The following is an 18,515-nucleotide window of genomic DNA, read 5'->3' on the forward strand; positions in this document are numbered from 1 at the left end:
CTATTTTACACACGTACAAATACGTACGCAATTTGGCGGCAAATCCAAGGCGGCCGAGAACCGGTGCCAGCCCTTGTGGGGCGCGCCCTGAAGGTATTTTTGTAGGACTTCTGGCAGAGCCTCAGATATCGGCCAATGTCCGAATCCAGGGCTGTTCCTTGCGGAGACTGGTCGGTAACTGCTCCAATGCGATCCGAGCTTCCGAACGGTCTGAAAACTCGCCATAGAATACCACAAACCAATCCTGGCCATCGCGCAGGCTTCTGGTATAGCGAAGCTGCGGTACATTACGGTGAATTTCCATAAACCGTAGCGCTGTGCGCTCTTCATAGCCCGCAATGTATTGCGCGGTAAAGCCGGCACGGGCACGCAACTCGCCCCGACCGACAAATCGTTCCGGCCGCAGGGGCTGGAATTGGGACTCCACCTCCGCGCCAGCTGTCGCCAGCGACTCCGGCGGGGCCGTGGCTGGCTCTGGCTCTGGCTCTGGCTCTGGCTCTGGCTCTGGCTCTGGCTCTGGCTCTGGCTCTGGCTCTGGCTCTGGCTCTGGCTCTGGCTCTGGCTCTGGCTCTGGCTCTGGCTCTGGCTCTGGCGAGAGGTTGGCAGCAACAGAGTCACGGCGCAAGCTCCCGAATTCGTCGTCCGGCAACCTGGAAAAGGCCGGCTCCGTCGCTGCCAGTTGAAGCTCCGGATGCCCGGGACCGATGGTGACGCTCCTGCGTTCTGGTGGCGATTGAGCAGCCCCAGGTTCCGCCGGACCCAGCGTGTCTTGGTACTGCTGCGACATCAGCCACCAGGATCCGAACAGCAACACCAGCGCCAACACCGGCCAACGCCAGGTGCTTAACAAAGCAGACCCATGGCGCGGCCTTGGCCCCTGCGCCATATCCAACCACACGGCAGGCGCCACCCGCTTCAACCGACCAAAACTGCCCTGACTGAGATCCGTTAACCGCTGCAGCATTAACGGACTGAGCAACTTGTCCACCGCCCCGCCAGCCTGCACCACCCGCGGCTCCAAATAGCCACGAACCTCTTGCTGGCTTAACGGGTGCAAATGGATCTGGTGAACCCCAACAGGCTCACCCGCTGCTTGAAACCCCAAATGTCCGGCCAGCAGGTCCGTGCCGCAGAATACCGGAACCGCAGCAGCAGCGGTGTCAGCAGCCAGAAATGCGGACAACAACAATCGCATCAGCTCGGCAGGGACCTGGTCAGCGTCATCAATCAACAGCACCAGACGACGCCCCTTCCGGGTAGCGGTCTCACTCCAGCGAAAAAAACCGAAAATCGCCTCTTGGGCGCCTTGATCTGGCTGTAAACCCTGGTGAGCAACAGCGAGCAAGGCTTTAGTGAGAGTTTGGGCACTGGTCAGCTGGGAGCCATCCAGGAAATGGAAGTCCAAACGGGCGGCCTCGCTACGCACAAGCTCCGCCAGCAAACGAGTCTTGCCGGCCCCACGAGCGCCCGTTAGCAACAGGGCAATGTCTCCAAAGCCGCAAAGGTGCCGCAAGGATTCCAACGCATGATGACGCTGCGCGTCGGGAAAAAAGGGCGCCTCGATGGCGAGCGGATCTTCACGGAGGCCATACCGCTCCTGCAGTCGCGGAAACAAGCCTCCGCCCTCACGACCATTCAACCCTTGCTCGACCGACTTCATCCCAGACCCTATTCCTTATTCGCGCCCAGAGCCCTGACAAGCGCCCTGACAGAACGTCGCCAGTGTTTCCTGCAGCCGATCCGGATCGGCACCCGCCACCACGACCGCCTCACCCAATGCATTCAACAACACCAACCGCAATGCGCCATCAATGTTCTTTTTGTCGACCGCCATCAAGCGGCGAAAATCGTCCGGCTGCATGCCCGCAGGCACGGTGATGGGTAACTTCGCCTGACAGACAATGCGCTCCACGCGTGCACGATCCGACTCGGAGATCAGCCCCAGCCTCCGCGACAGATCAGCGGCCATTACCATACCGCTGCCTACCGCCTCCCCATGCAGCCACTCGCCATAACCGGCATAGGTTTCTATGGCATGACCAAAGGTATGCCCAAGATTCAAAATCGCGCGAAGACCGCCCTCGCGTTCATCCTGCGCCACCACGTCGGCCTTGCAGGCACAGGAGCGATAAATGGCCTCGCTCAGCGCTGAAGGCTCCAGCTCCGACAACCGCGCCATTGACTGCTCAAGCCAATCCAGGAATACGGTATTCCGAATCAGGCCGTACTTGATCACCTCCGCCAATCCCGCTGCCACTTCCCGCTGCGGCAACGTCTGCAGAGTATCGGTGTCAATCAGCACCACCTCCGGCTGATGGAAGGCGCCAATCATATTCTTGCCCAGCGGGTGGTTGATCCCGGTCTTACCGCCCACCGACGAGTCCACCTGAGACAACAGAGTGGTTGGAATCTGGATAAACGGCACTCCACGCTGGTAACACGCTGCGGCAAACCCTGTCATATCACCCACCACCCCACCGCCCAAGGCAACCAACGTGGTCTTACGGGTATGGCGATGTTCGAGCAAGGCGTTAAAAATCAGATTCAGGGTCTGCCAGTCCTTGAATTTTTCGCCATCGGGCAACACCACGCGGGCAACCTGCTTGCCGGGAAAACAGCGCTCTGCGGCCTCAAGATACAGCGGTGCAACGGTCTCATTGGTGACTATCATCACCTGTTGGCCAACCACATAGCGGTTGAGATTCTGGGTACCGAGCAGTCCTGCCCCGATCAAAATGGGGTAGCTTCGCTCCCCCAGCTCAACGGTAAGCTCTCGCAGTGCATCAGGCATGATTTCGACCTTCTTTCTTGACTCGCCGTTTGTGGCGCGGTGTCTTGGGCTTCAATCGATTAAGCAGTTGTCGCACCACCAAACGAGGGCTTTTCTTGTCGGTGTGCATAACAATATGCGCCAGTTTTCGGTAAAGGGGGTCCCTAACCTCAAACAGCCCCCTAAGCACAGCCTCGGGATCATCGTTCTGCAGCAAGGGCCGATTGCGATCCTTACGGGTTCGCTCCACTTGCTGTTCGATCGATGTCCGGAGATAAACCACCGTTGCATCATGGCGCAAAAAGGCGTGATTCTCGGGTTTCATGACCGCGCCCCCCCCTGTCGCAAGCACGGTCTGTGTCATCGCCGACACCTCTGAAAGCATGGCGGATTCGCGTTGCCGGAAGCCGTCCTCGCCTTCAACATCAAAAATCCAGGGTATGTTCGCGCCGCACCGTTCCTCGATCAGCCGATCCGAGTCGATAAACCGGTAGCCCAGCTCTTTGGCCAGCATGCGCCCAATGGTGCTTTTTCCGGCGCCCATCGGCCCAACTAGAACAACACGTTTTGGCAACGACATGACAAATAACTCTTACCTCATTCGGCGGGTGAGAATAGCACAGGGCTTGCCAAACCATAAGCTGGCACCGAATGACGGACAAAAAAAAGCCGCCGATGAATCGGCGGCTCGCCCCACGAGACAGATCAGTCGATCAGGTCACCCTCAAAGATTTTCGGGGTAATAAATATCAACAGTTCACTGCGCTCATCGATACGGGTGTTCTTGGTAAACAAACGCCCGAGGTAGGGAATATCACCCAGGAACGGAGTCTTGACTGTGGTGGTAGCGGTTTCGGACTGAAATATACCCCCCAGCACTACGGTTTCACCATTGCGCACCAAGACCTGGGTGGTGACTTCGTTCGTGTTGATACTAGGGACACCGGCGGTTTCTTGGCCGCGGGAGTCCTGATTTACCGTCAGGTCCATGATGATCTTGTCATCGGGGGTGATTTGAGGGGTTACTTCCAATGACAAAGCGGCCTCCTTGAAGGATACGGAAGTCGCCCCACTGGAGGAGGCCTCCTGGTATGGAATCTCCTCACCGGACTTGATCTTCGCCGTTTGACGATCTGCGGTCACTACTTTTGGCTGGGCCACAATTTCTGCCTGACCGTCACTCTCGAACGCCGAGAGTTCCAAATCGATCAGGAAGTCAGTGCCGATGTAGCCAAAGGCGACCGAAGACGTATTGGCACGAGTCACTCCCAAATCAACATTCAGGTCCGCAGGCAGATTAAGCGGTCCAGTCGTAGCGATACCCGCCGCTCCAATTTGACTGCCGCCAACGACGAAGCGATCAGAGCCGCCATCTGCGGTACCTCGACCCTCAGCCCCCCATTGCACGCCAATTTCCTCGGCAAGATCAGTTTGAGCGCGCACAATACGGGCTTCAATAAGCACTTGACGCACAGGCACATCCCAGGTTTCCACCAAGCGACGAATTTGTTCCAGTTTCTCGGTGGACTCTCGTACGCTGATCGTGTTGGTACGCACATCCGACGAAATAAAGCCCCGTGATGAGATCAGCTCCTTGTCAGCCTGAATCAGGGCAACAATATCGGCTGCCTTGGCGTAGTTTACCTGAATGATATCCAAGCGTACCGGCGCCAACTCGGCGATCTGCTTGTTGGTCTCGAGCTCAAGCTTTTCCCGTGCCGCTATTTCATCGGCGGGAGCAACCAGCAACACATTGCCAACCTGACGCTTATCCAGCCCCTTGGTTTTCAGAATCAGATCCAGGGCCTGGTCCCATGGCACATTCTGCAACCTCAGGGTGATACTGCCGCTGACGGTATCACTCGCCACCAGGTTCAAACCGGTAAAATCCGCAATCAACTGAAGTACCGAACGAACCTCAATGTCCTGAAAATTGAGCGAGAGCTTTTCGCCGGTGTATGGAAACTTCTCTTCACGCAGACTTTCCGCTTCTTCCACGGTCAACTGCTCAACACTGACGGTAAACTGCGTTCCCGACTGGTAGGCGATGTAATCGTAATCCCCCTCCGGTCGAATCTCCACCACAGCCGAGTCACCCTCCACAAAGGTATCAATGCGGGTAACCGGAGTGGCAAAGTCACGCACATCAAGACGACGGCGCAGCTCCATCGGAACCTTGGTTTTGTCCATCACCAGACGAATCTTGCCGGCCTGTTCGGACAGATCGACCGAGCGGCTTGCACTGCCCAAGTCGACAATCACCCGACCCTCGCCACCTTCGCCACGACGGAAGTCCACACCGGCCAGACCATCCATCGACGCTGCGGAAGGTGTCGCAGCCACAGGCTGTGCCGGCGCCGAGGGTGAAGCTACCGTTTCCTCACCAATCACCAGCACCAGCGAGTTCGCCGTGCGTGTCGTCTTGTAGGGTTGAAGTTCCTGCAAATTGAAAATCAACCGGGTCCGGTCCTGGGTCTCAACGATGGTCATACTCTGGGCGTTGCCCGTACCCAGGGAAATGCTCCTGGACTCCAGACCGCTTTGGGTATCCCGCAGGTCCACCGCGATGCGCGCCGGTCGTTCGATGGTGTAGCCTGATGGCTCAGGCGGCGCCCCATCAAACTTGAGCGTGACTTCTGTCCTGTCACCAGACAAGGAGGAGAATGAGACATCCTCCAGGGTGACTGCGCTGGCCAGACTGGAAAGCAATCCCAGTGCTACCGCGCCGACGAATACATTTAGTTTTCTGAACATCGCGAGCCTCGACCCCAAGCTATTTTGTTCGTGCATTTTATTCTGACTAGTCATAGTGCCGCTCCTCAGCCCTCATCCTGGTTCAGTGACAAGGACCGGGGGCGCTCAACCCAACCACCCCGGCCATTGGGAACGATTTCTATCAGTTCAACTCGATCCTCGCTGACACCGATAATGCGGCCATAATTCGTGCCCATGAAGTTGCCCGCACGAACCCGGTGAATACCACCCTCGCTGTCGGCAATCAGCGCGTACAGCGAACTGCCCGCACCGCTCAAGGTGCCTACCATGGTGAGCTCATTGAGACCAAAATTCTCGAGCACCTCTTTGGGCCGGTCCAGATCCGGCTCAATGTTGCTCTCCGGCGCCTGATCCACCATGGTGAGCTGGACATCGATGGGCGGCTCAAACGGCGCACGCCGATCTGCCGCAGAGTAGCTAAAGGCCTCATAGGCCTTGAACTCCGGAAGCGGCTCCACAAACCCTCGTGGCTTGGCCCGGGTTTCCGCCATGAATTGGTCCAGATCCGAATACCCATCGCCTTGCGAGCAGCCGGTTAACAGTGACGCCAAGCAAATACCCAGCCAGGCCCTTACCGCATGTTTTCCTGCCATGCTTATTCTCCAGCCCGGTATCGGTAAGTGCGAGCGGTCACCTGCATATCGAGGTTCTCGCCATTACCGCCAATTGGTTTAATGGTTAAGTCGTGAAGCGTCACAATCCGGGGCAAGCCGGCCACACTGCTGACAAAGGATGCCAGCTCATGGTAGGAGCCCGACACCTGAATATTAATCGGCAGCTCTGCGTAAAAGTCGCGACGCTGCTCCGGCTGCAACTTGACCGCCTTCAGGTCCAGGCCATTCCCCAGTGCGGTATTCGTGATGTCCTCCAACAAGCCGGGTACCTCCGTCTCACTGGGCAACTGCTGCACCAGCGCGGCAAAGGTTTCCTCCATCTCGGCCATCTGGCTCTTGAATACATCCAGGTTCGCGACGCGATAGGCCTTGCTCTCGTATTGCTGCTTGAGTTCTTGCTCTTTCTGAGCCACTCGGTCCAGCTGGCTGTAGAGGTCCTTCACAAAGAACCAGTAACCGCCACCCAGGATCAGGCCAAAGACAATGAGTACGACGATGAATTTGATCGGTGCCGGCCAGATACCTGCGTTATTGACGTCAAGATCGGCAAGATCAAATTCATTCAGGCTTTTCAGAGAGTCCGCAAGGCTCATTCACTACCCTCCCCTTCGGGCTCTGGAGTTTTCTGTTTCACGGACAGGTTGAACTGACTGTAGCCTGCCCGCGCGCGGTCGGCAGCTGCGACATTAGTGAGATTTGGGCTGGCAAACCAATCCGAACCGTCAAACTGCCGCATCAGGCCGGAGATGCGGCTATTGGATTCCGCCATCCCCACCAGCTCCAGGCTCGTCCCTTTTCTATTGAGACTGGTGTAATACAACCCCTCGGGCAAAGTCCTGACCAACTCGTCAAACACCCGAACAATGACCGGTCGCTTACCCTGCAGATCCTGAATGACCCGCATCCGCGCCAGCAACTCGTCTCTTTTCCGCTTCAGATCCTCGATCTCCTTGATCTGCGCATCCAGCTCCTTCGTGGCTGTCTGGATGTAGGCATTCCGGGATTCCTGATACGCAATGCGATTATCGACATCAGTCTTCCAGAGAAAAGCCAGCGCAGCTGCGAGAACCGCCGCTCCCACGATCATCACCACAAACTGCTGCTGCTTTTCGGCCCGGAGTTCTTCACGCCACGGCCTGAGGTTAATCTTTGCCATTAGTCAAAGCTCCTCATTGCCAAGCCGCAGGCAATCATCAGTGACGGCGCATCGTTCCCCAACGCAGAGGCGTTTACCCGCGAGCCCACCGCCATATCCGCAAAGGGATTGGCCACCAGCGTTGGCGTGCTCGTTTTCTCTTCAACCATGTCAGTCAACCCCTGAATGGATGCCGTACCACCAGCAAGCACCACGTAATCGACAGCATTGTACTGACTGGCGCCGAAGAAAAACTGCAGCGCACGAGCTACCTGCTGCACCACTGCTTCACGGAACGGCGTCAACACTTCCGACTCATAATCATCGGGCAACCCGCCCTGTTTCTTGGCCAGACCAGCCTCTTCCAGGGATAACCCGTAGCGCCGCTGAATCTCTTCCGTCAGCTGCTTGCCGCCAAAAATCTGCTCACGGGTGTAAACCGTTTTGCCTTCTGCCAGCACACTCAGGGTTGTCATGGTCGCACCGATATCGACGATGGCCACCACCAGATCCTCACCCTGGGATTCGAACTGGGACTCAATCAAGGAAAAAGCCCGCTCCAGGGCGTAGGCCTCCACATCGACAATCTTGGTGGTAAGAGCGGCGATTTCCAGGGCGTCCTCCCGGACATCCACATTTTCTTTACGACAGGCCGCCAGCAATACCTCAACCTGGTCCGGATTGGACTCAGACGGGCCCTGGACCTCAAAGTCGATCGCCACTTCATCGAGCGGATAAGGAATGTACTGATCGGCCTCAAGGGCGATCTGGTCTTCCATTTCGAACTCGTTAAGGCCACCGTTCATCTGGATCAGCTTGGTAATGACCGCCGAGCCGGAGACGGCCACAGCGACCTGCTTAAGGCTGGTCCGGGATTTAGAGGCCACCCGTTTAATCGCCTCGCCAACGGCTTCAACGTCGGTAATATTTTTTTCAACGACGGCATTTACCGGGAGTGGTTCGACCGCGTAGCTTTCTACTTTGAAGCGGTCGCCCTGTTTCGAGAGCTCCAACAGCTTGACTGAGCTGGAGCTGATGTCCACACCCAGAACTGCACTGGATTTATTTCCAAACAATCCGAACACGCGCTCACCCTATACCTGGTTACCTGCACCGGGTTATGTGTTTTTTATTTAAGAGAATTTATTCCGTTTTCCGTCTACAATGCCAATTCCCAATCATTGAGTGACACTGTAGCAGTGAAGGGGTCACCCTCTTCCTAAAGCAATTTCTCAAATGATAGACCTATATCCAATAGTTGTCAGAAAAAATGTCCCGAATCTTTCGAACCTCACGCATCCTTGCCTGGCTTTTCCTGACCGGATTTAGCGTGGCGGCGATCACCTTCGCCAGCTTTTACCTTTACTTGAGGCCGGGGCTCCCAGCCGTCGAGCAACTTACTGATATTAAGCTTCAAACGCCTCTGCGGGTCTACAGCGCAGACAACAGATTAATAGCAGAATTCGGCGAAAAGAGAAGGGCACCGATCACAATCGAACAGATCCCTACAATCCAGTTACAAGCCTTTCTGGCGGCCGAGGATGCCAATTTCTACCAACACATCGGGGTCGACTTCAAAGGCCTGCTGCGGGCTGCCATCGAGTTGGTGACCACCGGCCGAATCCAATCCGGCGGCAGCACCATTACCATGCAGGTTGCAAAAAATTACTTTTTGTCACGGGACAGAACATTTATCCGCAAGTTCAACGAGATACTGCTGGCTGTTCAGATCGAGCGTGAACTTGAGAAAGACCAAATCCTCGAACTCTACCTCAACAAGATCTACCTAGGGAACCGGGCCTACGGCCTCCAGGCCGCCGCCCAGGTTTATTACAACCGCAACATCAATGAGCTCAGCCTCGCCCAGATGGCGATGCTGGCAGGACTCCCGAAGGCCCCCTCGGCATTCAACCCGCTGGCCAATCCCGATCGGGCACAAATTCGCCGCAACTGGATTCTCGGCCGCATGCGCGACCTGGGTTACATCACCCCGGACGCCTTCGAACTGGCTTCCTCCGCACCGCTGACCGCCAGCTACAACGCCCCGGCAACGGAAGTGGATGCCGATTACGTGGCCGAGATGGCGCGCTCCGAACTGGTCAGCCGCTTTGGCGAAGCCGCCTACACCGACGGCTACTCCGTCACACTCACGGTTCACTCAAACAAGCAGCAGGCCGCCACCGAGGCCCTGCGCAATGGACTGCACGCCTACGACCATCGTCATGGCTTCCGTGGCGCCATTGGCAACCTGGAACTGACAGACCTTTCGAGCGATGACATTCAGCGCCAATTGCGCAACTACCCAAGAATCGAAGCGCTTTACCCGGCGGCTGTCACTTCGGTTAGCGACGACGAAGGCAGAGTTGCACTGATCGCCCGGGATCTTGGCCCTGTGCAGATGGATTTCTCGACAATGAGCTGGGCCAGGACCTACCGCACCGAGAGTGTGACCGGCCCAGCCCCCGAACATCCGTCCGACATCGTCAGCGCTGGCGACGTTGTGTACGTCGAGCCCGTCAACGCCGATGCCACAGAAATTGGGGACGAACTGGCCGTGACAAACGTCGCCCTCTCACAGCTGCCCGATGTTCAAGGCGCGGTCATATCCCTCAATGCGAAATCGGGCGCCATCGAGGCACTGGCCGGCGGCTACAGCTTCAATCAGTCCAAGTACAACCGTGCCACCCAGGCCACACGACAGCCCGGCTCCAACTTCAAGCCCTTCGTTTACCTGGCGGGACTGGAACGCGGACTCACCCCAGCCTCCATTTTTAATGATGCCCCCATTGTCTTCGACGACTCGCAGCTGGAAACCGCTTGGCGCCCCGAGAACTCCTCGGGCCAGTTCTATGGTCCGACCAGGTTGCGTGAGGCGCTGTACCGCTCACGCAACCTGGTGTCTATCCGCCTGCTTCGGGATACCGGCATACAGAATACACTCAACTACATCAAGCAGCTTGGCATCCCCACCGAGCAGATCCCGGCGGACCTTTCGCTGGCTCTGGGCAGCGGCCTGCTGACCCCGATGGAAGTAGCCCGCGGCTATGCCGTCCTGGCTAATGGCGGGTTCGACGTCCAGCCCTATCTGATCCAGGAAATCCGCGCCAGCAATGGCGAGAGCCTCTATTCGGCCCCCGAGGTCATGCTCTGCGAGGACGAGTGCCAGCTGCCCCATCGCGATCCGTTCGAGGAGCCGGTGAACATCCGCCCAATGAAGCGACTTGCCGACGAGCGCTCGGTCTACATTCTGCACTCTATAATGAGAGACGTCATACGTCGCGGCACCGGACGTCGGGCCCTGACCCTTGGCCGCACCGACCTCGGCGGCAAAACCGGCACCACCAACGATCAGCGCGACGCCTGGTTCAGCGGCTTCAACCACGACCTTGCCACCACAGTGTGGGTTGGCTTTGATCAACCCAGCCCAATGGGGCGGGGTGAATTTGGGGCCACTGCCGCCCTACCGGTCTGGATTGACTACATGAACGTTGCCCTCAACGGCACCGCTAACGCCTTCATGCCCCAACCCAACGGCATCGTGACTGTACGGATCGATCCGGCCACCGGCAAACGCGCTCGCCCAGGCCAGGAGGAAGGCATCTTTGAGCTGTTCAGGGAAGAAGATGCTCCGCCACCACTGGAGGCAATCAGTGGCAATGGCACCACATCCCCAAGCAACGGTTCGGAAACCTCGCTTCCCACCGAACTGTTCTGAGCCCAGAACAGCAGACACAAAAAAACCGGCGGGTATCAACCGCCGGTTTTTTTGTGTCTCAACCCAGGATTATCGGATGTCATCCATGGATTTGAGCGGGTAGTGCTCCGGGTAGCCCTTGCGAGCAACACCGCTGTCCACTGCCGCGCGAGCGACAGCAGCAGGCACAGCTTCCAGCAGACGCACATCGAGAGGCTTCGGAATAATGTAGTCCTTACCAAACTCGAAGCTGTCAACGCCATAGGCGTCACAGATCTCCTGCGGAACGGGCTCTTTGGCCAGCTCGCGAATGGCGTGAACTGCCGCCACCTTCATTTCCTCGTTGATCGCGGTAGCCCGAACATCCAGCGCACCACGGAAAATGAACGGGAAGCCCAGTACGTTGTTAACCTGGTTCGGATAATCCGAACGACCGGTGGCCATGATCAGGTCATCGCGAGCCGCCAGGGCAACTTCAGGACTGATTTCGGGGTCCGGATTGGAACAGGCGAAAACGATCGGCTTCGGCGCCATCTTCTTAAGCTGCTCAGCACTGAGCAGATCCGGGCCGGACAGCCCCAGGAATACGTCAGCGCCGTCAATTGCATCGTCAAGAGTGCGCTTGTCGGTCTCAGTGGCGAACATCGCCTTATACTGGTTCAGGTCTTCGCGACCGGAGTGAATCACACCCTTACGGTCCAGCATATAGATGTTCTCGGACTGCACACCACAGCTGACCAGCAACTTCATGCAGGCAATGGCAGCGGCGCCCGCGCCGAGACAAACCACCTTGGCTTCCTCAATCTTCTTGTCTTGAAGCTCGAGGGCGTTGATCATGCCGGCGGCGGTGACGATGGCCGTACCGTGCTGGTCATCATGGAAAATGGGGACATTGCACTTTTCGATCAGCGCGCGCTCAATTTCAAAACATTCTGGCGCCTTGATGTCTTCCAGATTGATACCGCCAAAAGTATCGGCAATACGCTCAACGGTTTCGATAAAGGCCTGCGGGCTTTCTGAATCCACCTCGATATCAAACACATCGATACCGGCAAAGCGCTTGAACAGTACACCCTTACCTTCCATCACCGGCTTGCTTGCCAGCGGGCCAAGATTCCCCAGCCCCAGAATCGCAGTACCGTCAGAGATGACCGCCACCAGGTTACCCTTGGCAGTGTATTTGTATGCATTCTCTGGGTCTTTTGCGATCTCGCGGACCGGTTCGGCAACCCCGGGACTATACGCCAGAGAAAGATCGCGCGAAGTCTGGGTAGCCTTAGTGATCTCTACACTAATTTTACCTGGCCGCGGGTGGGCGTGATATTCAAGGGCTGCTGTTTTCAGATCTTGAGACATTGCCACTGTTCCGTTTGTCACGTTAAAAGGACGGAGATACGTTGTCGCTGACCCCACCCTGCGGCAGTCGCCGTAACCGGGCAGAAATCGGCTTTCACAAGCCTGGTCAACTGTGCTCTCTTTATATCCCGCCAGGGCCTTACCCGGCGGAGCGCGCCATTATGGCGCGAAGGCCCGGCTCAAACAAGGCCCCTGTGCAGAATATGACCAGCCCGACCAACAATTCCAGCAACCGCCGAGGCAACCGTCAGATACAAAAAAAGCGCCTCGAAAGGCGCTCTTCTTCTGTAACCCAAATCGTGGATTACGCTTTCTTGCCAGCGATACGACCGCCAAAACGCTTCTGGAAACGGTCGATACGGCCACCGGTATCCATGACCTTCTGCTTGCCGGTGTAGAACGGGTGACACTGTGAGCACACGTCCAGCTGCAGGTCTTGGCCAACGGTGGAACGGGTCTTGATCACATTACCGCAGCTGCAGGTGGCAGTAATGTCTTCGTACTTGGGATGGATACCTTCTTTCATGGCGAACCTCAGTAGGTCATGCCGCTACCTGATCGCGGAGTTGCCAAAAACCTATAGAGCAACTCGGGCGCCAGGCACCGCATTGAATCAATGGAAAAGACCGTGCACAATCAAGCCCGGCCTTAAACAGACCGCGAATCTTACTTGCATACGCCCCGCTTAGCAAGCACAGCCGCAAACCAGGATGAGAGCTCCAGCCCCCAACCTGTACGCAGTTGCCCCAACCACAACCACCACAGCAAGCTGAACCGGAGCCCCTGTGACCGCGACTGTCCGCATCGCCCTCAATCGACCGCTACGCAGGCTGTTTGATTATCAGCTTCCTGACTCACTATCGCTGCAACCAGGGCATCGGGTGCGCATTCCTTTTGGCCGCCAGTCGGCCATCGGCATCGTTGCGGCAACGGACACCCCGCCGCCGGCCAACCTGACCCTCAAAGCGGTCGCCGAAGCGCTTGAGCCGTGGCCCGCCCTGCCCGCCGAAACCCTGTCCCTGTTAACCTGGGCTGCCGCCTATTACCAGCACCCATTGGGGGAGTGCCTGTTCATGGCACTGCCTCCGGCACTTCGCCGTGGCCAGCCGGCGACCGCGAAACAGGAGCAGCACTGGATCCCCCAAGGCAATGTCGAGGACATCCCCAAACGCGCCCATCGCCAACGGGCGCTGCTGGAGTGGCTACAACAGCAGGGTACGCCCACACCAACCGGCGCCATCACCCAGGCAGGCTTTAGCCGCGCACAACTGAGCCAGCTTGAGGAGCGCGGCCAGGTGAGAGCGGTCGACGCGGCCCCAGCCAGCACCAGCGAATGCGCCACCTTGCCGCCATTGTCCACCGCCCAACAAACAGCGCTCGACAAGCTGACAGGACCGGACCACGGCTTCAGTGTCAGCCTGTTATACGGCATCACCGGCAGCGGCAAGACGGAACTCTACCTGCATTATTTGGAGCAATATCTGGCGACCGATCAGCAGGCCCTGGTCCTGGTTCCCGAAATCAACCTGACACCGCAAACCGTAGCCCGTTTTCGTCGCTACTTCGGCGAACGCATTGCCGTCTGGCACTCGGCACTCAACGATTCACAGCGCCTGGAAACCTGGCTTCGAATTCGGCACGGCGAGCCGGTGATCCTGATCGGCACCCGCTCAGCCGTGCTGCTGCCATTTACCGGCCTTAACACCATAATCGTGGATGAGGAGCACGACGGCTCCTACAAGCAGGGCGAAGGCTTCCGCTATTCCGCCCGGGACCTGGCGGTCTATCGCGGGCACCTCAATCACTGCCCGGTAATCCTGGGGTCCGCGACGCCGTCACTGGAGTCCTACCACAATGCCCGTAACGAAAAGTACCGCCTGGTCAAACTCGAACAGCGGGCCGGCAGCAGTCGGCCCCCGACGGTAAGACTGCTGGACGTCCGCAGCCGCCCGCTCGAAGGAGGCCTCTCTAGACCAGCTCTGAACGCCATTCAGCAATGCCTGGCTTCCGGCCAACAGGCGCTGATCTTCGTGAACCGCAGGGGCTTTGCCCCGGTCATGATGTGCTTTGACTGCGGACACCTGATGGAGTGCCCCCGCTGCGACACCCGGCTGACCTACCATCGCCGTGATCGCGCCATGCGCTGCCACCATTGCGATTATCAGACCGCTGCCCAGGAACATTGCCCCAAATGCCAGAGCGAGGCGTTCAAGCCCATCGGTCAGGGTACCGAGCGAACGGAATCGGTGCTTGCCGAGCAGTTCCCCGACACCCCGGTGGTGCGGGTCGACCGCGACAGCACACAACGCAAGGGCAGCATTCAGTCCATTCTTGAGCGCGTGAACACCGGAGCCCCCTGCATCCTGGTAGGCACCCAGATGCTGGCCAAGGGCCACGACTTCCCCAATGTCACCCTGGTGGTGGTGGTCAATGCCGATGGCGGTCTGTTCAGCGTCGATTTCCGCGCCCCAGAACAACTGATCCAGACCCTGCTGCAGGTCAGCGGTCGCGCCGGCCGCGGCACGGTACCAGGCAAGGTACTGATCCAAACCTGTCACAGCGACCACCCCCTCTTGACCGCCCTGTGTGACGGCAGCTATCTGCCCATGGCCGACCAACTGCTGCAAGAACGGGAGAGCGGGCAACTCCCGCCGTTTCGCGCCATGGCGATACTTCGAGCCGAAGCCCCCACCATGACTGCCAGCCTAAGCTTCCTGGACCAGGCTCGCACCCTCACCGCAGCAACCCCGATTCAGGTATGGGGCCCCCTGCCCGCCGTTATTGCCCGCCGCGCCGACCGTCACCGGGCACAGCTGGTGTTGGTCAGTGATCAACGCAAACGCCTCGGCCAGACGCTTAGCCGGCTGATCCCAGCCCTCGAAGAACTTCGGCAGCCGACCGGGCTCCGCTGGCAGATTGACGTCGATCCCCAGGAAACCGGATGATCCCCCCAAGTCAGGCATCGTCTCGCCACCACCCGGTTTCATTGAGAATCAGCGGGCTTTCCGGGATAATAGCCCCCCTTAATCCCTTGGCGCCGACGCGCCACCTCCCAACCCCACAAGCCGAATCATCCGACAGCATGAAAGAGATCGTTACCGAACTGCTCGAGTCCGCCTTGGCGACACTCCAATCCGAAGGCACGTTACCCTCGGACCAGACCTTTTCCCCCCAGGTCGGCAACACCAAAGACAAGGCCCACGGTGATTACGCCTGCAACGTGGCCCTGGTCGCCGCCAAAGCTGCCGGATGCCCGCCACGCCAACTGGCCGAGGCGCTGATCCAAAAACTGCCGGCCAGTGCGGCAGTTGACAAGGTGGAAATCGCGGGCCCCGGGTTCATCAACTTCTTCATGAGCACGGCCAGCGCCTTTGAGGTGGTAAACACCATTCTGGAGCACGGCCACGATTACGGCCGCAACAACCATGGCCAAGGGGAACCGGTGCAGGTCGAATTCGTGTCGGCCAATCCCACCGGCCCCCTGCATGTCGGCCATGGCCGTGGCGCTGCGATCGGCGATTGTCTGTGCCGGCTGCTGGAAGCCAACGGCCACCGCGTCACCCGCGAGTTTTACTACAACGATGCCGGCGCCCAGATCAACAATCTGGCGCTGTCCGTCCAGGCTCGAGCCAAGGGACTGAGCCCTGACGACGACAGCTGGCCAGCCGACGGCTATCGCGGCGACTACATTGTGGACGTGGCCAACGGCTACCTGGCGGGCGATACCGTCACCGCCGATGACCGGGAAGTCACCGGTCATCGGGACCCAGACAACCTGGAAGCCATCCGGGACTTTGCCGTGGCCTACCTGCGCCGGGAACAGGATCTCGACCTGAAGGCTTTCGGCGTCGCCTTCGACGTCTACTTCCTGGAATCGTCGCTGTATCAGGACGGCAAGGTGGAGGCGACCGTGGAGCGCCTGACCGAAAACGGCTTCACCTACGAAAAAGACGGCGCCATGTGGCTGATGACCACCGAGTTCGGCGACGACAAGGACCGGGTCATGCGCAAGCAGGACGGCGGCTACACCTATTTCCTGCCGGACGTGGCCTACCACCTGGACAAGTGGCAACGGGGATTTACCACGGTCATTAACGAACAGGGCGCCGATCACCACTCCACCGTCACCCGGGTGCGGGCGGGACTGCAAGCCTTAGATTCAGGCATCCCCAAGGGCTGGCCCGACTACGTCCTGCACCAGATGGTGATGGTCACCCGCTCCGGCCAGGAAGTAAAAATCTCCAAACGGGCCGGTAGCTATGTCACCCTGCGGGACCTCATTGACGAAGTAGGCCGGGACGCCACTCGCTTCTTCCTCGCCGCACGCCGGGTGGATTCCCAGTTGACCTTCGATATTGATCTGGCCCGCTCCCAGACCAATGAAAACCCGGTGTACTACATTCAATATGCCCACGCCCGTATCTGCAGCGTGCTGCGAAGACTGGCGGACGAAGGGCAACCCCGCAACAGGAATGAGAGCCTTGGTGACTTGGCCCTGCTGACTCTGGACGAGGAGAAAGACCTCGCCAACCAGCTTGCCCGCTACCCCGAACTGGTGGCCAATGCGGCAGCCCAGCGGGAACCGCATCACCTGACCCATTACCTGCGCGAATTGGCAGGTCAGTTCCATACCTACTACAACGCCCACAAGGTGCTGGTGGAGGACACCGCCATTCGCGATGCCCGCGTCAGCCTCTATTTGGCGGTACGTCAGGTGATTGCCAACGGCCTGGATCTGCTGGGAGTCAGCGCGCCTGAAGAGATGTAGGCGCCATCAACAGCCGACAGGGTAACCGCCGCCATGCCGCGAGATTATGCCAAGCAAAGCCGGCCCGAGCCGGCACCCCGGCGCACGCCCCGCAAGGCTGCGCCGGCCAAGCGTTCCGGCAGGCCCCAGCCTGCCCGCCATCAGTCAGGAGGGTTATCTGTGCGCTGGATCCTGTCGCTGGCCGCCGTTGGCGGATTCATCGGCTTTATCTTCTATCTCAATACCCTGGAGCCCGGCACGCCATCGGCCCAACCAGCGGACAACGACCGTCAGTCCCAGCCGGAAGCGATCAGCACCAACCGTAACCAACGGGCACCTGCCGAGCAGCCGCAGAACTTCCGCTTCTACGAGATGTTACCGGACTCGGAAGTCATCCCCCCCAAAGTGGAGGAGTACACCCCCGGGCCGGCACAGCAGACCTACAACTACCTGGTTCAGACCGGCTCGTTCCGGAGCCAGAGTGATGCCGAGCGGCAACGGGCCCAGATCGCCTTCCAGGGACTGCGGGCAAAGGTCAGCCGGATCGATCTCAATAGCGGCTCCACCTGGTATCGGGTCAATGTCGGCCCCTTCACCACCCGCAGCCAGATGAACTCGGCACTGGACAAGCTGGTCGCCATCAACATCCAACCGCTGGTGCGAAAAATCCCCAAGGACGGCTGAGCCCCGTTGCCATGGCCCCGGGTCGGGGCCATTCGGGCCAACCGGCGGCCGTTACTGCCATTTCCCCGCTACCCCACCATAGGCAGCGCTTGAAATTCTCCTCTGCGCCTCCATAACTCCCCAACAATCTTCGTTCACTCAAAGATTTTTCACCTATTTTTCACCTGAGGTTTTTTTCACCTTGGGCATTTGGAGCCGACATGACTACGATTCTTTCCGTACGACGCGATGACGAAGTCGCCATGGGTGGCGACGGCCAGGTATCCCTCGGCAATACCGTCATGAAAGGAAACGCACGCAAAGTACGACGGCTGTACAACGGCCAGGTGCTGGCGGGCTTTGCCGGCGGCACGGCAGACGCTTTTACCCTGTTCGAGCGGTTCGAGGCTCAGCTGGAAAAACACCAGGGCAACTTGACCCGCGCGGCGGTGGAACTCGCCAAAGACTGGCGCACCGACCGGGCCCTGCGACGGCTGGAAGCACTGCTGGCGGTGGCCGACAAGACCGCCTCGTTGATCATTACCGGCAACGGCGACGTCATCGAACCGGAACAGAACCTGATTGCCATTGGCTCCGGCGGCCCCTTCGCTCAGTCTGCGGCCCGCGCGCTGCTGGAGAACACCGACCTCAATGCCCACGAGATTGTCGAGAAAGGCCTGGATATTGCCGCTGACATCTGTGTCTACACCAACCACAACCGCACCCTCGAGGTGCTGTCTGTCAACGATTGATCCGGAGCG

15 protein-coding genes are annotated in these 18,515 nt (G+C 58.6%); 5 read left to right on the forward strand and 10 right to left on the reverse strand.

Going from position 1 to position 18,515, the window contains the following annotated elements; genetic code table 11:
* Positions 1-121 precede the first annotated feature (121 nt).
* From N6L25_RS10835 to N6L25_RS10870, 8 genes are all read right to left on the reverse strand, one after another.
* The gene (locus tag N6L25_RS10835; protein ID WP_271980115.1) at positions 122-1,660 is read right to left on the reverse strand and encodes an AAA family ATPase; all 1,539 of its coding nucleotides are present in this window, start codon (positions 1,658-1,660) and stop codon (positions 122-124) included.
* A 15-nt stretch (positions 1,661-1,675) separates the two neighbouring features.
* Complete coding sequence (aroB, locus tag N6L25_RS10840; protein WP_271980117.1) at positions 1,676-2,791, reverse strand: 3-dehydroquinate synthase; 1,116 nt, start codon at positions 2,789-2,791, stop codon at positions 1,676-1,678.
* Positions 2,784-3,350 carry a shikimate kinase AroK gene (gene aroK / locus N6L25_RS10845; protein ID WP_271980119.1) on the reverse strand — a complete coding sequence of 189 codons (567 nt, stop codon included), beginning with the start codon at positions 3,348-3,350 and terminating at the stop codon, positions 2,784-2,786. The genes aroB and aroK overlap by 8 nt, the downstream gene beginning before the upstream one ends.
* Before the next feature lie 125 nt (positions 3,351-3,475).
* A complete protein-coding gene (gene pilQ, locus N6L25_RS10850) occupies positions 3,476-5,524 on the reverse strand; it encodes a type IV pilus secretin PilQ (protein ID WP_271980121.1) in 2,049 nt (682 codons plus the stop codon).
* A gap of 65 nt (positions 5,525-5,589) precedes the next feature.
* Positions 5,590-6,138 carry a pilus assembly protein PilP gene (locus N6L25_RS10855; protein WP_271980123.1) on the reverse strand — a complete coding sequence of 183 codons (549 nt, stop codon included), beginning with the start codon at positions 6,136-6,138 and terminating at the stop codon, positions 5,590-5,592.
* A gap of 2 nt (positions 6,139-6,140) precedes the next feature.
* Positions 6,141-6,752, reverse strand: a complete 612-nt coding sequence (locus N6L25_RS10860; RefSeq protein WP_271980125.1) for a type 4a pilus biogenesis protein PilO — start codon at positions 6,750-6,752, stop codon at positions 6,141-6,143.
* Positions 6,749-7,315, reverse strand: a complete 567-nt coding sequence (locus tag N6L25_RS10865) for a PilN domain-containing protein (protein ID WP_271980127.1) — start codon at positions 7,313-7,315, stop codon at positions 6,749-6,751. The genes N6L25_RS10860 and N6L25_RS10865 overlap by 4 nt, the downstream gene beginning before the upstream one ends.
* A complete protein-coding gene (locus N6L25_RS10870) occupies positions 7,315-8,379 on the reverse strand; it encodes a pilus assembly protein PilM (RefSeq protein WP_271980129.1) in 1,065 nt (354 codons plus the stop codon). The genes N6L25_RS10865 and N6L25_RS10870 overlap by 1 nt, the downstream gene beginning before the upstream one ends.
* Positions 8,380-8,564: 185 nt before the next feature.
* On the opposite strand from N6L25_RS10870, the gene N6L25_RS10875 reads away from it, so the two are divergent.
* Positions 8,565-11,009 (forward strand): penicillin-binding protein 1A, encoded by a 2,445-nt coding sequence (locus tag N6L25_RS10875; RefSeq protein ID WP_442915231.1) that lies wholly within the window; start codon positions 8,565-8,567, stop codon positions 11,007-11,009.
* A gap of 69 nt (positions 11,010-11,078) precedes the next feature.
* Here the strand turns inward: N6L25_RS10875 and N6L25_RS10880 are convergent, their stop codons facing one another.
* Both N6L25_RS10880 and rpmE read right to left on the reverse strand, forming a co-directional pair.
* A complete protein-coding gene (locus tag N6L25_RS10880) occupies positions 11,079-12,344 on the reverse strand; it encodes a malic enzyme-like NAD(P)-binding protein (protein ID WP_271980497.1) in 1,266 nt (421 codons plus the stop codon).
* 304 nt (positions 12,345-12,648) lie between these two features.
* The gene (gene rpmE, locus N6L25_RS10885; protein WP_271980134.1) at positions 12,649-12,870 is read right to left on the reverse strand and encodes a 50S ribosomal protein L31; all 222 of its coding nucleotides are present in this window, start codon (positions 12,868-12,870) and stop codon (positions 12,649-12,651) included.
* Positions 12,871-13,129: 259 nt separating this feature from the next.
* On the opposite strand from rpmE, the gene N6L25_RS10890 reads away from it, so the two are divergent.
* The 4 genes from N6L25_RS10890 to hslV all read left to right on the forward strand — a co-directional run bounded on the left by N6L25_RS10890 (position 13,130) and on the right by hslV (position 18,506).
* Positions 13,130-15,289, forward strand: coding sequence for a primosomal protein N' (locus N6L25_RS10890; protein ID WP_271980136.1), 2,160 nt, complete (start codon positions 13,130-13,132; stop codon positions 15,287-15,289).
* Between the two features lie 137 nt (positions 15,290-15,426).
* Complete coding sequence (gene argS, locus N6L25_RS10895) at positions 15,427-17,112, forward strand: arginine--tRNA ligase (protein WP_271980138.1); 1,686 nt, start codon at positions 15,427-15,429, stop codon at positions 17,110-17,112.
* 33 nt (positions 17,113-17,145) lie between these two features.
* Complete coding sequence (locus tag N6L25_RS10900) at positions 17,146-17,775, forward strand: SPOR domain-containing protein (RefSeq protein ID WP_271980140.1); 630 nt, start codon at positions 17,146-17,148, stop codon at positions 17,773-17,775.
* A gap of 200 nt (positions 17,776-17,975) precedes the next feature.
* The gene (gene hslV, locus N6L25_RS10905; protein WP_271980143.1) at positions 17,976-18,506 is read left to right on the forward strand and encodes an ATP-dependent protease subunit HslV; all 531 of its coding nucleotides are present in this window, start codon (positions 17,976-17,978) and stop codon (positions 18,504-18,506) included.
* Positions 18,507-18,515 lie beyond the last annotated feature (9 nt).

This window comes from Marinobacter sp. SS21 (assembly GCF_028369065.1).
GTDB lineage: Bacteria > Pseudomonadota > Gammaproteobacteria > Pseudomonadales > Oleiphilaceae > Marinobacter.

Coding starts and splice junctions, on each gene's coding strand:
- N6L25_RS10835 (WP_271980115.1), bottom strand. CDS start 1,660: ATGAAGTCGGTCGAGCAAGGGTTGAATGGTCGTGAGGGCGGAGGCTTG.
- aroB (WP_271980117.1), bottom strand. CDS start 2,791: ATGCCTGATGCACTGCGAGAGCTTACCGTTGAGCTGGGGGAGCGAAGC.
- aroK (WP_271980119.1), bottom strand. CDS start 3,350: ATGTCGTTGCCAAAACGTGTTGTTCTAGTTGGGCCGATGGGCGCCGGA.
- pilQ (WP_271980121.1), bottom strand. CDS start 5,524: ATGTTCAGAAAACTAAATGTATTCGTCGGCGCGGTAGCACTGGGATTG.
- N6L25_RS10855 (WP_271980123.1), bottom strand. CDS start 6,138: ATGGCAGGAAAACATGCGGTAAGGGCCTGGCTGGGTATTTGCTTGGCG.
- N6L25_RS10860 (WP_271980125.1), bottom strand. CDS start 6,752: ATGAGCCTTGCGGACTCTCTGAAAAGCCTGAATGAATTTGATCTTGCC.
- N6L25_RS10865 (WP_271980127.1), bottom strand. CDS start 7,315: ATGGCAAAGATTAACCTCAGGCCGTGGCGTGAAGAACTCCGGGCCGAA.
- N6L25_RS10875 (WP_442915231.1), top strand. CDS start 8,565: ATGTCCCGAATCTTTCGAACCTCACGCATCCTTGCCTGGCTTTTCCTG.
- N6L25_RS10880 (WP_271980497.1), bottom strand. CDS start 12,344: ATGTCTCAAGATCTGAAAACAGCAGCCCTTGAATATCACGCCCACCCG.
- rpmE (WP_271980134.1), bottom strand. CDS start 12,870: ATGAAAGAAGGTATCCATCCCAAGTACGAAGACATTACTGCCACCTGC.
- argS (WP_271980138.1), top strand. CDS start 15,427: ATGAAAGAGATCGTTACCGAACTGCTCGAGTCCGCCTTGGCGACACTC.
- N6L25_RS10900 (WP_271980140.1), top strand. CDS start 17,146: ATGCCGCGAGATTATGCCAAGCAAAGCCGGCCCGAGCCGGCACCCCGG.
- hslV (WP_271980143.1), top strand. CDS start 17,976: ATGACTACGATTCTTTCCGTACGACGCGATGACGAAGTCGCCATGGGT.